A 14,015-nucleotide genomic window follows, 5' to 3' on the forward strand; every position below is an offset into this window, starting at 1 on the left:
CTGGTTCAATCCTCGATATCGTTAAGCCGCCGTCCGGCCAACGCGGCCTTGACGGTGGAATCTAGTCGGCGTGCTGCAAAGGCATCGGTAATCTGGCTAAGACGCTTGACCTGGCGTTCGATGGCTAGGCCATCCTGACTATCAAGAAGCCCACGCAATTTCTGCATCTGCGACTCGATCGCCGCTCGCTCGTCATCATCCAGCAAACGCTCGCCATCAACTGCCAATGCCCCCTCAACCGCCTCAAGCAATCGCTGCGCATCGACCAACTGCTCACGAAGCGCTCGGGCCGTTTTGTCTTCACTGGCCTTATGAAACGAATCTTCCAACATGCGAGCAATCTCGCCATCGGTCAGCCCATAGGACGGCCTCACCTGGATACTCGACTCGACGCCGGACGCCAGCTCACGCGCCGAAACACTGAGCAGCCCGTCCGCATCGACCTGGAAGGTGACACGGATCTTCGCCGCCCCGGCCACCATTGGCGGGATGCCCCGCAGCTCGAAGCGAGCCAGAGACCGGCAATCGGCAATGAGCTCACGCTCACCCTGCAGCACATGGATCATCATGGCCGTTTGGCCGTCTTTGTACGTGGTGAACTCCTGGGCTCGGGCGACCGGAATGGTGGTATTGCGCGGAATGATCTTTTCCATCAGACCGCCCATTGTTTCCAGCCCGAGCGACAGAGGAATCACATCCAGCAGCAACAGCTCCTCGCCATCGCGATTGTTGCCGGCCAGCGTCTCGGCCTGAATTGCTGCGCCAATGGCGACCACCTGATCGGGATCGATGTCGGTCAGCGGATCCCGACCAAACAGTTCTCCAACCCGCTCACGAACCCGCGGTACACGAGTGGAACCGCCGACCATGACCACCGCATGGACCTCTTCCAGCTCTACAGACGAATCACGCAGCGCGCGCCGGCACGACTTGAGACTGCGAGCGATCATCGGATCGATGAGTTCGTTGAACATGGCACGCGTCAGAACGCCCTGCCAACCGGCGTAGCGTACTTCGACAGCTTCGGCTTCACTGAGCTGCTCCTTGGCATCACAGGCAATTTTCAGCACTTCACGCTGGGTGCCCGGATCGAGATCCTGTGAGGCACCGGCCTTAGCCAGAATCCAGCCGGCGACCGCATGATCGAAGTCATCCCCACCCAGCGCGGTATCGCCACCGGTAGCCAGCACCTCGAACACACCCCGGGTCAGACGCAGGATGGAAATATCGAAGGTGCCGCCCCCCAGGTCATAAATCGCCACGACCCCTTCAGCTTCGCGGTCCAGACCATAGGCAACGGCGGCGGCGGTAGGCTCGTTGAGCAGGCGCAGCACGTTGAGATTAGCGAGACGTGCAGCATCCTTGGTCGCCTGACGTTGCGCATCATCGAAATATGCCGGCACCGTGATCACCGCACCGACCAGCTCGCCCCCCAAGACTGCCTCCGCACGTTCACGCAACGTGCGAAGAATCTCCGCCGAGACCTCTACCGGGCTTTTCGCGCCCTGCACCGTCTCGATGAAGGGCATCTGTGACTGCCCCTCACTGAATCGATACGGCAGCTGCACACCCAGTTGCTTCACATCACCAATACCGCGCCCCATCAAACGCTTGACGGACAAAATGGTATTCAACGGATCGCTGGCCGCAGCAGCTTTCGCCGCCCGCCCCACCTCAACCTGATCGCTGTGATAACGTACCGCGGACGGCAGAATCACCTCGCCATCGGCATCGGCCAACGGTGCGGTTGAGCCACTACGCAGGGCTGCAACGAGTGAATTGGTAGTGCCCAGATCTATGCCAACCGCCAGGCGACGCTGGTGAGGTTGCGGGCTTTGTCCGGGTTCAGCTATCTGAAGTAAGGCCATGTCTGTCTGATATCGGGCGCAGCGTCTGGCGCTACGCGGGGTTAATCGTCGAGGCGCTCTTCTAACTGGCGCACTTCCTGAGACAGCTTGTCGAGGAATTGCATGCGGCGCACCAGCCGTTCCGCCTCCTCACGCTGCGACTCATCCCGCCAGATACCGGCGAAAGAATCATTGAGATTTTGCTGAGCCACTTTGAGGCGAGCCTTGAAGGTAGCTATGCCTGCGATATCCGCATCGCTTTGCAGCTCCTCGAGCTCTTCGCGCCACTGCATCTGCTGCATAAGGAAAGCAGGATCCTGAACGGTCGCCTCCAGTGGCACCTCGCGACCCTCGAGCATCAGCAGGTAGCGAGCCCGACGCGACGGGCTTTTCAGGGTCTGATAGGCCTCGTTCAGATTCGTCGAGCGCTCGATCGCGTAACGCTGCTCGGTCTCACCAGCGTCAACAAAGCGGTCAGGATGAACCTTACGCGCCAGCTCGCGGTAACGAGACGACAGCATCTCCGGATCGATATCGAATGTCGGCTGCAGCTCGAACAGCGCGTAGTGGCAGGGAGTTCCCACAGTGCTCCTCAGATATTGAAGCTTTCGCCGCAGCCGCATTCGCCACGCACGTTAGGGTTGTTGAACCTGAAGCCCTCGTTCAGCCCCTCGCGGACAAAGTCGAGCTCCGTCCCGTTGAGGTACACGAGGCTCTTCGGATCGATGATCACCTTCACGCCATGGCTGTCGAAGACCGAGTCCTCTGCGGCTGCTTCGTCGACGAACTCAAGCACGTAAGCCAGGCCGGAACAGCCGGTGGTCCGTACGCCCAACCGGACCCCAAGCCCCTTGCCGCGCCCTTCCAAAGAACGGCGCACGTGATCGGCAGCGGCGGTTGTCATGCTGATAGCCATCGATACCCCCTTAGGCCTGCGGCAACCCTTTTTTCTCACGGTAATCGCGAACGGCCGCCTTGATGGCGTCTTCTGCCAGTACCGAGCAATGTATTTTGACCGGCGGCAGCGCCAGCTCTTCAGCGAGCTGGGTGTTCTTGATGGTTTCGGCCTCTTCCAGTGTCTTGCCCTTCATCCACTCGGTGGCGAGGGAGCTGGAAGCGATGGCCGAACCGCAACCATAGGTCTTGAATTTGGCGTCTTCGATCACGCCCTGCTCGTTGACCTTGATCTGCAGGCGCATCACATCGCCACACGCCGGGGCACCGACCATGCCGGTGCCGATGGTAGGATCCTCAGCGTCGAACTTGCCGACGTTGCGGGGATTTTCGTAATGGTCAATGACTTTAGTACTGTATGCCATGGTGCAATCCTCATTGAATCAGGCTATGCGGAACTCGACGGTTCGAATCAGTGGGCTGCCCACTCGACCTGCGAAATATCGACGCCATCCTTGAACATGTCCCACAAGGGTGAAAGCTCACGCAATTTCGTTACCGCCTCGCTGACTTTCTGCGCGGCGTAATCGACTTCCTCTTCGGTGGTGAAGCGGCCGAAAGTGAAACGGATCGAGCTGTGTGCCAGTTCGTCATTGCGACCCAGTGCGCGGAGTACATAAGACGGCTCCAGCGAAGCAGAGGTACAGGCCGAACCAGAGGAAACCGCCAGATCCTTGAGCGCCATGATCAGCGACTCGCCTTCGACATAGTTGAAACTCAAGTTCAGGTTGTGCGGCACCCGTGCAGTCATACTGCCATTTACGTACAGCTCTTCCAGGTGCTCGAGCTGCTTGTAGAAACGGTCACGCAGTCGGGTGATGCGCTCGTTCTCTGCCGCCATTTCTTCCCTGGCGATACGGAAGGCTTCACCCATGCCCACCGACTGATGCGGCGCGAGGGTACCCGAGCGCATGCCGCGCTCATGCCCACCGCCATGCATCTGCGCTTCCAGACGTACACGCGGCTTGCGCCGTACATACAGCGCACCGACACCCTTGGGGCCGTAGGTCTTGTGAGCAGAGAAGGACATCAGATCGACCTTCATCTTCTCCAGATCGATCTCCACCTTCCCTGTCGACTGGGCGGCATCGACGTGGAACAGAACACCACGCGAGCGAGTGAGTTCGCCGATGGCGGCAATATCATTGATCGTCCCGATCTCGTTGTTCACGTGCATGATGGACACCAGCGCGGTGTCGTCGCGCAGCGCTGCCTCGACCATTGACGGCGTGATCACGCCGTCTTCGCCTGGCTCGATGTAGGTTACTTCGAACCCTTCACGTTCGAGCTGGCGAGTCGTATCAAGGACGGCCTTGTGCTCGATCTTGCTGGTTACGATGTGCTTGCCCTTGGATGCATAGAAATGTGCTGCACCCTTGATCGCCAGGTTATCCGACTCGGTCGCGCCGGAGGTCCAGACGATTTCGCGAGGATCGGCATTGACCAACTCGGCGACCTGACGGCGTGCATTCTCGACCGCCTCTTCGGCTTTCCAGCCAAAGGCGTGAGAGCGCGAAGCCGGATTACCAAAGTTGCCGTCGGCAGTCAGGCATTCGACCATCTTCTCGGCGACGCGAGGGTCGACCGGCGTGGTAGCGGAGTAATCCAGGTAAATCGGCAATTTCATCAGGTATCTCCTATCAGGCTGTCGTCCTGCTCATTCGACGGCGGACGTTTCAATCTTATCCAGTTGCGGAGTCTGGCCATTGGCGCGGCGCATGTCTTGACGCAGAGCCACTTCCTGCACCTCGCGGCGCATCACCAGATCCGCCAGACTGATACCAGTCAAAAACTCATGGATCTGCTGACTCAAGTCGCACCAGAGATGGTGGGTCAGACAGGTGTCTCCCGAATGACAGTCACCCAGCCCCTGGCAGCGCGTTGCATCTACCGACTCGTTGACCGCATCGATGACCTGCGCGACCTGAATGCCCGCCATTTCACGCGAGAGCTGATAGCCGCCACCTGGCCCGCGAACACTGGTCACCAGGCTGCCACGACGGAGCTTGGCAAACAGCTGCTCGAGATAGGAAAGCGAGATGCCTTGCCGCTCGGAAATATCCGCAAGGGAGACCGGCCCGTGTTGCGCATGCAGCGCAAGGTCGAGCATCGCAGTGACAGCGTAACGGCCTTTGGTAGTCAATCGCATCGGTTTGCACCAAGCATCATGGTTTGAGGCAAGTATGCAATACCCGACTATTTAGATCAACTATAAGCCCCATTAAATCACTCGGACTTTGGCCGTATCAGGTTGATCGCTACGGGGCGAGACTCCACTGACAGGCACGCAGACAGGAATTCATCGTAACAGCTCGCCCGCGCTACCGCACTTTCAGGAGCGGGGCGCTTCCCCAGCCCGCTTGACCTCAGCGAAATCCTCCTCACGCAGCTCGGGCATCTGCTTTGCGCAATAATCGCTGCCAAGCGCGGTCAACGCCTTACACATACCGTCCATGCGCTCCTCGACCGCCTGGACATGATCGAGTAACTGGCCGATAGCCCGCGCTACCGGATCAGGCATGTCCTCGGTCACACCGTATGCATCGAAGCCGATCTTCTCTGCGATCGCCTTGCGCTTGGCCTCTTGCTCGTCATCGGACTTGGCAATAATCCGACCCGGAATACCGACCGCGGTAGCACCGGCCGGAACCGCACGAGTCACTACCGCATTTGACCCGATCTTGGCGCCTGCACCCACCGTAAACGGGCCAAGTATTTTCGCCCCCGCCCCAACGATTACCCCATCCTCGAGGGTTGGGTGACGTTTGCCCTTGCTCCAACTTGTACCGCCCAAGGTCACTCCATGGTAGAGCGTCACGTCATCGCCGATCTGCGCCGTCTCACCGATGACGATGCCCATCCCGTGATCGATAAAGAAACGGCGTCCTATCTGCGCGCCCGGATGGATCTCGATGCCCGTCAGCCAACGCGCCAGATTCGAATTCATCCGTGCCAGCCATTTGCAGTGATTCACCCAAAGCCAGTGAGACACCCGATGGAACCAGACAGCGTGCAGCCCCGGATAACAGGTGATGACCTCGAATGTGTTACGCGCTGCCGGATCGCGGTGGAAAACGCTCTGGATATCTTCGCGCATGCCTTCGAACATCAATCATTTCTCCGTTTGTGGGGTTCGCCGCGGACGGCCTTCTGGGTTTCGGTGAGGATTCCGCGCAGAATATTCATCTCCAGCTTGCTTATACCACTACGGCCGTAAAGCCTGCGCAGGCGGGGCATGAGATGCCGGGGTTTCCGGGAGTCGAGGAAGCCGATTTCGACCAGGGTCCGCTCGAGATGACCGTAATAAAGCTCGAGCTCATCAGCCGTAACCGGCTGGGTGTCAAGCATCGAGGTTGTTTCGAGCTTCTCCTGCTTGGTTGGCTGATCGTTCGCCACCAGCCAGGCCATGCGCACTTCATAAGCGAGCACCTGCACCGCAGCGGCCAGGTTCAACGAACTGAAGTCAGGATCTGACGGGATATGCACATGGTACTGGCAACGCTGAAGCTCTTCATTGGTAAGCCCGGCGTATTCCCGCCCAAACACCAACGCAACCTCACCGCCCCGCTCGACCTGCTCAAGACAGACCGCGCCGGTTTCGCGCGGATCCAGCAGCGGCCAAGGTATGCGGCGATCGCGCGCACTGGTGCCGAACACGAGGTTGCAGCCCACCAATGCCTCCTCGAGCGTCGCAACGATCTCCGCGGAGTCGAGAATATCGGTTGCACCCGAGGCCCGAGCGACTGCGTTCGGGCTCGGAAAATCCTCCGGATCCACCAGCACCAAGCGGGACAAGCCCATATTCTTCATGGCACGGGCCGCACCCCCGATATTCCCGGCGTGACTGGTATTGACCAACACCACGCGAATGCTCTGTAGCGACACGGTTTTTTCTTCTATCAGAAAGCAGACCGAAAGCTTACAGGAAGGATCCGCAGCTTCGCCATTAACCATCTGAACGAGCCGTTGCCGAGCAACATGCCGCATAGGTTTCTGATAGAATTGCCGGCTTTCTTTAAACGACCAGGTATTTGATCGATGCAGCCCATGCTGAATATCGCGCTGCGCGCCGCCCGTAGCGCTGGCGAAATGATTATTCGTTCCACCGAGCGCCTGGACGTGATCTCGGTTAGCGAAAAGGACGCGCGCGATTACGTCTCGGAAGTCGACCGCACAGCCGAACAACTGATCGTTGCCGCGCTGCGCAAAGCCTATCCAAATCATGGAATCCTTGGCGAGGAAGGCGGGCAGCTGGAAGGCAGCGGGGACGGCAAAGATTATCTCTGGGTGATCGACCCGCTGGACGGCACCACCAACTTCCTGCGCGGCGTACCTCACTACGCAGTCAGCATCGCTTGCAAATACCGTGGCCGCCTCGAACACGCCGTGGTGATCGATCCGGTTCGCCAGGAAGAATTCACCGCCAGCCGCGGTCGTGGCGCCGCACTCAACGGGCGTCGCCTGCGTGTCAGCGCGCGGAAAAGTCTGCAGGGCGCACTCCTTGGCACTGGATTCCCGTTCCGCGACAGCCAGCTGGATAACCTCGATAGCTATCTCAACATGTTCCGAAGCCTGGTTGGCCAAACCGCAGGGCTTCGCCGCGCCGGCGCGGCCAGTCTTGACCTGGCCTACGTCGCAGCCGGTCGCTATGACGCGTTCTGGGAGTTCGGCCTGTCCGAATGGGACATGGCCGCGGGCGCGCTATTGATTCAAGAAGCTGGCGGCTTGGTCAGTGATTTCAGCGGCAGCCATGAATATCTGCACAAAGGCCAGATCGTCGCGGGCAATACCAAATGCTTCAAAGCGGTGCTTACCGCCATCCAGCCTCATCTGACTGCAGCACTGAAACGGTAACCACAAGCCTTAAAAAAACGCCTTCTGGGCGTTTTTTTTATCCGCTCACTGCTGCGTCAGCACCAGTTGCCCATCCTGGACCGGTATTCTCGGACCCGGGTCGCGATCCATCCGAACCTGCCCAGACTTGCCATCGAGATCATACTCCACCTCGTAACCGACGATTTTTTCATGGCTATCGGTGACCGTACTGCAGCGCGTTTCCGTTGTGCTGTAGGTATCATTCGCCTGCATGCGGCCCTGTACCTGATTGCCAGCGTAACCACCGCCCACGGCTCCGGCGACCGCGGCAATCTTCTTGCCACTGCCGCCACCAACCTGGTTACCGAGCAGCCCACCGACGACCGCACCCATGGCCGTGCCAGCAATACGATTGCTGTCCTGCACGGGCCTCTGGCGCGTGACCGTCACCTCCTTGCATACCTCACGAGGCGTCTGGATGGTCTCCTTGACCGGGCTCACGGCCAGCACGCTGGCAAACTCAGGCCCCCGATCGACCAAGGTGTAGGTGGCAAAGGCAGCCCCTGCGCTCACCACAACCACCCCCAGAACAGCACCCACCAGCATCGACTTGCTCATTGCGTCTTCCTTCTTCTGACGGGCGAGGCCCGCGGCGACGCGTTGGACCTGCCGGGCCGCGAGAAGTTCAATATCAGGGGAGCTCGTCCACCTCTTCGACAACCGGGGGGATCAGATCTTCACGCGTCAGGTTCAGCCACACCAGTAACATGCCAGCCACGTAGACGGATGAGTAGGTACCCGCACCAACTCCAATCAACAGAGCCAGCGAGAATCCCCACAGATTCTCGCCACCGAAAAACATCAGCGAGCCCACCGCAAGCAGCGTGGACACGGAGGTAGCGAGGGTCCGAAGCAGTGTCTGGGTGGTGGATATATTGATGTTCTCGAGCAACTCCGCCTTACGCAGCATGCGGAAGTTTTCCCGGATCCGGTCGAAGATGACGATGGTGTCGTTCAACGAATAACCGATCACTGCCAACACCGCCGCCAGCACCGTCAAGTCAAAGGATATCTGGAACAGGGAAAACACCCCGAGCACCAGAATCACGTCATGGAACAACGACAGCACGGCACCAAGGCCAAACTTCCACTGAAAGCGGAATGCGACATAGACCAGAATGCCACCGAGGGCGAGCAACATGCCCAGACCGCCCTGATCCCGCAACTCTTCACCCACCGCCGGCCCAACGAACTCGACTCGCTTAACCGTTACCGCACTCCCCGCCTCGCCACCTCTCAGCGCTTCGGCAATGCGCTCGCCCAGCAGCGGATCATCGCCCGGCATGCGCACCAGGACATCAGTGGTAGCACCAAAGCTCTGAACCACGGCCTCATTGAAACCGGAACCCGCTAGCTGAGAGCGCACCTGATCCAGAGCGATCGGCTGCTCATACGAGAGTTCGATCAGCGTGCCGCCGGTGAAATCCAAACCAAAATTGAGTCCTTTCACCGCCAGACTAGCCAGGGACACAAGCGTGAGCACTAGGGTCAGGGCAAACGCCACGTGACGTACGCCCATGAAATTGATTACGCGTTTCATCGTGCCAGCCCCTTAAATCCACAACTTCTTGAGATCGCGACCACCGTAGATCAGGTTGACCATGGCGCGGGTCACGATGATGGCGGTGAACATGGACGTCATGATCCCGAGCGAGAGCGTAACGGCAAAACCCTTGATCGGACCGGTGCCCATGGCGAACAGGATGCCCCCAACCAGCAGGGTCGTCAGGTTGCCGTCAACGATCGCCGAAAATGCCCGATCGAAGCCTTCATGGATTGCCCGCTGGATCGACATGCCGTTGCCTATTTCCTCCCGGATGCGCGAGAAGATCAGCACATTGGCGTCGACTGCCATGCCCATCGTCAGAACAATACCGGCGATACCGGGTAGCGTCAGCGTGGCGCCCAGCATCGACATCAATGCAGTCAGCACGATCATATTGAACAACAGCGCGACCGTAGCCAGCACCCCGAAGAACTTGTAGATCAGCACCATGAACACCGTGACGAACAGGAAGCCCCACATGGCCGCCTCGACGCCGAGCTGGATGTTCTCGGCGCCCAGGCTCGGACCGATGGTGCGCTCTTCGACAAAATACATTGGCGCAGCGAGGCCGCCAGCACGAAGCAGCAATGCCAGCTCGGACGACTCGCCTTGACCGTCCAGACCGGTGATACGGAACTGGCTACCCAGGGGCGACTGAATGGTCGCCAGACTGATGATCTTCTTTTCTTCCTGGAAGGTTTCGACGCGAACTTCCTGCTCTACACCGTCGACCATCTGCTTGACGTAGCGAGTAGTAGGGCGCTGCTCGATGAAAATAACCGCCATGCTGCGCCCGACATTGTTGCGAGTGGCGCGATTCATCAGCTCGCCGCCATGGCCATCCAGGCGGATGTTGACCTGGGGCCGTCCATTCTCGTCATAGCTGGCCTGGGCGTCGGTAACCTGGTCGCCGGTAATAATCAGGTTGCGCTCAAGCTGGACAGGCGGACGCCCCTCCTCACGAAACTCGAAGCTCTCGGTGGTTGCACGGGCAGCATCGGCTTCGGCGGCCAGTCGGAACTCGAGGTTGGCAGTCTTGCCCAGAATACGCTTGGCTTCAGCGGTATCCTGCACACCGGGAAGCTCGACGACGATGCGGTTGGCACCCTGACGCTGAACCAGCGGCTCGGAAACGCCCAGTTCATTCACCCGGTTACGGACCGTGGTCAGGTTCTGCTTGATCGAATATTCACGAACTTCTGCCAGCTTGGCCTCGGTAATCGCCAGGCGCAGCACCCGCTGACCATTACGCTCAGCGGAGGTCAGCTCGAAATCGTTGAAGTTCTTGCGAATCAGCGACTGGGCAGCAGAAAGCGTGGCCTCGTCAGCGAAACCGAGCTGCACTGCATTTTCCAGCTGTGGGAGGCTGCGATAGCGCACGCGCTCCTTGCGCAACAGACTCTTGACCTCGCCCTCGTACACGTTGAGGCGGGTCTCGATGGCTTTTTCCATGTCGACTTCGAGCAGGAAATGCACACCGCCAGACAAATCCAGGCCTAGCTTCATCGGGCTTGCGCCCAGATCGCGGAGCCACTCAGGGGTCGTGGGTGCGAGATTGAGCGCAACCACATAAGCATCGCCCAGCGCCCGGCGCACTACGTCCTTGGCAGGCAGCTGATCGTCCTGCTCGGTCAATCGCAACAGACCGCCTCGCCCCTGCTCGTCCAGGCTCGCCGACTTGACCTCGATACCGGCTTCGGCAAGCGCCTTGCTGGCACGATCCAGATCGGCTTCAGTGACATTGAGCGAGGCCGCAGCGCCAGTGATCTGCACCGCAGGATCATCTGGATAAAGGTTGGGTGCCGAATAAATGAAGGCAATGCCAAGCACTACCACTATCAGCAGGTATTTCCAGAGGGGGAATCTATTGAGCATGACGCAGCCCGTCTAATGACGCGGGGCGCCTTGCGCGCCCCGTCGTTGGTGTTGAGTAGAGGTCAGCTCAGATGGCCTTCAGCGTGCCCTTGGGCAGCGTTGCGGCGATCGCCGCCTTCTGGAACTTCAGCTCCACCGAATCGGAGACTTCGATCACGACGAAGTCATCGGACACTTTCGTGACCTTGCCCGCGATACCACCGGAAGTTACCACTTCGTCGCCCTTCTGCAGACCGCCGATCAGGCTCTTGTGCTCCTTGGCGCGCTTGGCCTGCGGGCGCCAGATCATCAGATAGAAAATGACCAGAAAGCCGACCAGGAACAGCCACTCGAAACCGCTACCAGCGGGACCAGCGGCAGCCTCTTGAGCATAGGCGGCGGGAATCAGAAAGCTCATGTAGCACTCCTGTTGCAGAGATCAGTTTAGTTATGGATTCGTCACGCAAGCGGCGGCGTTGGCAGGCCGCGCCTGGCATAGAAGGCGTCGACAAAGGCCGCCAATGTACCCTGTTGGATAGCGTCGCGTAAACCAGCCATCAGGCGCTGGTAGTGCCGCAAGTTGTGGATGGTATTGAGCATACTGCCCAACATTTCGCCACATTTATCCAGATGGTGCAGATAGGCCCGAGAGAAGTGTTTACAGGTGTAACAATCGCATCCTGCGTCCAGCGGCGAATCGTCGTGCCGATGCACGGCGTTGCGGATCTTGACCACCCCGACATCGGTAAACAAGTGCCCGTTTCGCGCATTGCGGGTCGGCATCACGCAATCGAACATGTCCACCCCTCGGCGCACCCCTTCAACGAGGTCTTCCGGCTTGCCGACGCCCATCAGGTAACGCGGCTTGTCCGCCGGCATCAGGGGCGGCAGAAAGTCGAGCATGCAAATCATCTCCTCTTTCGGCTCCCCGACGGAGAGCCCACCGATCGCCAGACCGTCAAAGCCGATCGCGCACAACCCCTCCAGTGAGCGCTTGCGCAGCGACTCGTGCATGCCGCCTTGCACGATGCCGAAGAGTGCTGCTGGACTGTCGCCGTGAGCGACCCTGGAGCGTTTGGCCCAGCGCAGCGACAATTCCATTGAACGCCGCGCGACGTCTTCGTCAGCCGGATAGGGGGTGCATTCATCGAAGATCATCACGATGTCGGAGCCAAGATCACGCTGCACCTGCATCGACTCTTCCGGCCCCATGAACACCTTGGCCCCATCCACCGGCGAGGCGAAATAAACGCCCTCTTCCTTGATCTTGCGCATCGCGCCCAAGCTGAACACCTGGAAGCCGCCGGAATCAGTCAGGATCGGGCCCTGCCACTGCATGAAATCATGCAGGTCTCCGTGCGCCTTGATCACCTCGGTACCGGGTCGCAGCCACAGATGGAATGTATTGCCGAGAATGATCTGCGCGCCGATCCCCTCGATATCGCGCGGCAGCATGCCCTTCACCGTGCCATAGGTCCCCACCGGCATGAACGCCGGCGTTTCTACCGTGCCTCGCGGGAAGGTCAAACGCCCACGACGGGCTTTGCCTTCGGTGGCAAGCAGCTCGAAAGACATCTGACAGGTACGACTCATTGAAAATCCTCGGGGCCGCGCGGGGCCGGATTGCGTGTGATGAACATGGCATCACCGTAACTGAAAAATCGATAACCCTTGGCGATAGCCTCGGCATAGGCGGCCATCGTTTCCGGATAGCCCGCGAACGCGGATACCAGCATCAAGAGGGTTGATTCAGGCAGATGGAAGTTCGTGACCAGCGCATCGACAACCTGAAACGGCTTGCCTGGGTAGAGAAAGATGTCGGTATCGCCACTGAATGGCTTGAGCACACCGTCGCGCGCGGCACTCTCAAGCGAGCGCACACTGGTGGTCCCGACGGCCACCACCCGACCACCGCGAGCATGGCAAGCCGCCACGGCATCGACGACACTCTGGTCGACCTCGAGCCATTCGCGATGCATAGGGTGCTCTTCGATACGCTCGACCCGCACCGGCTGAAAGGTGCCGGCGCCTACGTGCAGCGTGACAAACGCACTCTCAACAGCTTTGTCACGCAGGGCCGCCAGCAACTCCGTATCGAAATGCAATCCCGCCGTTGGCGCAGCGACTGCGCCTGCCCGTTGCGCATAAACCGTTTGGTAGCGTTCTCGGTCTGCCACGTCGTCCGGGCGATCTATGTAGGGCGGCAAAGGCATATGGCCGACGCGCTCGAGCAACGGCAGCACGTCTTCCTCGAATTCCAGTTCGAACAACGCATCTTGCCGCGCCCGCATCAGCGCCTCGCCGCCCCCATCGACATGAATCCTGGTCCCGGCCTTGGGCGCTTTACTGGAGCGGACATGCGCCAGCACCCGACGACCCTCGAGCACACGCTCGATAAGCACCTCGACTTTGCCGCCGGTGTCTTTCTGGCCGAACAGGCGCGCCGGAATGACCCGCGTGTCGTTGAACACCATCAGGTCGCCGGGGCGCAAATAATCGAGCAACTCAACGAAACTGTGGTGGCCCAACGAACCGGTCGGACCATCGAGCGTTAACAAACGACTGGCACGGCGCTCGGCCAAAGGATATCGGGCAATTAGCGAATCGGGGAGATCGAAGGAAAAAGCAGAGACTTGCATTGAATAGATCAGCACGGGCATCGGGGGCGCAAAGCTTAGCGGAAACACCTCATTCTGACCACGCCAGACGATTGACCGCTTCGCAATGCATCCCTATACTGCGCCGCCACTGTGCCTCGATGGCGGAATCGGTAGACGCAGCGGATTCAAAATCCGCCGTTGGTAACAACGTGAGAGTTCGAGTCTCTCTCGAGGCACCATTAGTCAGTGACCAGAGGCAGCTATTGCTTCTGGTAAAGGGGGAACCGCAGCTGAACACGCGGCTTCATCCCCTGCCACGGGCCAACAGCAGCCTGCCGA

At 59.4% G+C, this 14,015-nt stretch carries 15 protein-coding genes and 1 tRNA gene; 2 read left to right on the forward strand and 14 right to left on the reverse strand.

Annotation, left to right across the window (positions count from 1 at the left end; translation table 11 throughout):
- Positions 1–5: 5 nt before the first annotated feature.
- From hscA to trmJ, 8 genes are all read right to left on the reverse strand, one after another.
- The gene (hscA, locus tag NA637_RS06545) at positions 6–1,868 is read right to left on the reverse strand and encodes a Fe-S protein assembly chaperone HscA (protein ID WP_256071520.1); all 1,863 of its coding nucleotides are present in this window, start codon (positions 1,866–1,868) and stop codon (positions 6–8) included.
- Between the two features lie 41 nt (positions 1,869–1,909).
- Complete coding sequence (gene hscB / locus NA637_RS06550) at positions 1,910–2,431, reverse strand: co-chaperone HscB (protein WP_256071521.1); 522 nt, start codon at positions 2,429–2,431, stop codon at positions 1,910–1,912.
- Between the two features lie 8 nt (positions 2,432–2,439).
- Entirely contained in the window at positions 2,440–2,763 is a 324-nt protein-coding gene (gene iscA, locus NA637_RS06555; protein ID WP_256071522.1) for an iron-sulfur cluster assembly protein IscA, read from the reverse strand.
- 10 nt (positions 2,764–2,773) lie between these two features.
- The gene (gene iscU, locus NA637_RS06560; protein WP_256071523.1) at positions 2,774–3,166 is read right to left on the reverse strand and encodes a Fe-S cluster assembly scaffold IscU; all 393 of its coding nucleotides are present in this window, start codon (positions 3,164–3,166) and stop codon (positions 2,774–2,776) included.
- A 47-nt stretch (positions 3,167–3,213) separates the two neighbouring features.
- Positions 3,214–4,428: an IscS subfamily cysteine desulfurase gene (locus NA637_RS06565; RefSeq protein ID WP_256071524.1), complete on the reverse strand. Its 1,215-nt coding sequence runs from the start codon at positions 4,426–4,428 to the stop codon at positions 3,214–3,216.
- 30 nt (positions 4,429–4,458) lie between these two features.
- Positions 4,459–4,950, reverse strand: a complete 492-nt coding sequence (gene iscR, locus NA637_RS06570) for a Fe-S cluster assembly transcriptional regulator IscR (protein ID WP_256071525.1) — start codon at positions 4,948–4,950, stop codon at positions 4,459–4,461.
- A gap of 183 nt (positions 4,951–5,133) precedes the next feature.
- Positions 5,134–5,910 carry a serine O-acetyltransferase gene (gene cysE / locus NA637_RS06575; protein WP_256071526.1) on the reverse strand — a complete coding sequence of 259 codons (777 nt, stop codon included), beginning with the start codon at positions 5,908–5,910 and terminating at the stop codon, positions 5,134–5,136.
- On the reverse strand, positions 5,910–6,686 hold the full coding sequence (trmJ, locus tag NA637_RS06580; RefSeq protein ID WP_256071527.1) for a tRNA (cytosine(32)/uridine(32)-2'-O)-methyltransferase TrmJ: 777 nt from the start codon (positions 6,684–6,686) through the stop codon (positions 5,910–5,912). The genes cysE and trmJ overlap by 1 nt, the downstream gene beginning before the upstream one ends.
- A 153-nt stretch (positions 6,687–6,839) precedes the next feature.
- Here trmJ and suhB point away from each other — a divergent pair, with 153 nt between their 5' ends.
- Positions 6,840–7,655 carry an inositol-phosphate phosphatase gene (gene suhB, locus NA637_RS06585; protein WP_256071528.1) on the forward strand — a complete coding sequence of 272 codons (816 nt, stop codon included), beginning with the start codon at positions 6,840–6,842 and terminating at the stop codon, positions 7,653–7,655.
- Positions 7,656–7,700: 45 nt separating this feature from the next.
- Here suhB and NA637_RS06590 read toward each other — a convergent pair whose 3' ends face one another.
- The 6 genes from NA637_RS06590 to queA all read right to left on the reverse strand — a co-directional run bounded on the left by NA637_RS06590 (position 7,701) and on the right by queA (position 13,715).
- Positions 7,701–8,234 carry a glycine zipper 2TM domain-containing protein gene (locus tag NA637_RS06590; protein WP_256071529.1) on the reverse strand — a complete coding sequence of 178 codons (534 nt, stop codon included), beginning with the start codon at positions 8,232–8,234 and terminating at the stop codon, positions 7,701–7,703.
- A gap of 73 nt (positions 8,235–8,307) precedes the next feature.
- Positions 8,308–9,216, reverse strand: a complete 909-nt coding sequence (secF, locus tag NA637_RS06595; RefSeq protein ID WP_256071530.1) for a protein translocase subunit SecF — start codon at positions 9,214–9,216, stop codon at positions 8,308–8,310.
- A gap of 12 nt (positions 9,217–9,228) precedes the next feature.
- Positions 9,229–11,097 carry a protein translocase subunit SecD gene (secD, locus tag NA637_RS06600; protein ID WP_256071531.1) on the reverse strand — a complete coding sequence of 623 codons (1,869 nt, stop codon included), beginning with the start codon at positions 11,095–11,097 and terminating at the stop codon, positions 9,229–9,231.
- A gap of 67 nt (positions 11,098–11,164) precedes the next feature.
- Positions 11,165–11,494 (reverse strand): preprotein translocase subunit YajC, encoded by a 330-nt coding sequence (gene yajC, locus NA637_RS06605; RefSeq protein ID WP_256071532.1) that lies wholly within the window; start codon positions 11,492–11,494, stop codon positions 11,165–11,167.
- 41 nt (positions 11,495–11,535) lie between these two features.
- Positions 11,536–12,651 (reverse strand): tRNA guanosine(34) transglycosylase Tgt, encoded by a 1,116-nt coding sequence (gene tgt / locus NA637_RS06610; protein ID WP_256071561.1) that lies wholly within the window; start codon positions 12,649–12,651, stop codon positions 11,536–11,538.
- Positions 12,652–12,665: 14 nt separating this feature from the next.
- Complete coding sequence (queA, locus tag NA637_RS06615) at positions 12,666–13,715, reverse strand: tRNA preQ1(34) S-adenosylmethionine ribosyltransferase-isomerase QueA (protein ID WP_256071533.1); 1,050 nt, start codon at positions 13,713–13,715, stop codon at positions 12,666–12,668.
- 113 nt (positions 13,716–13,828) lie between these two features.
- Between queA and NA637_RS06620 the strand changes: the two genes are divergently transcribed.
- Positions 13,829–13,915: transfer RNA gene (locus NA637_RS06620), tRNA-Leu, on the forward strand.
- Positions 13,916–14,015: the final 100 nt, after the last annotated feature.

The sequence above is a fragment of the Stutzerimonas stutzeri genome, from assembly GCF_024448935.1.
In the GTDB taxonomy this organism is placed as follows: Bacteria; Pseudomonadota; Gammaproteobacteria; order Pseudomonadales; family Pseudomonadaceae; genus Stutzerimonas; species Stutzerimonas stutzeri_AO.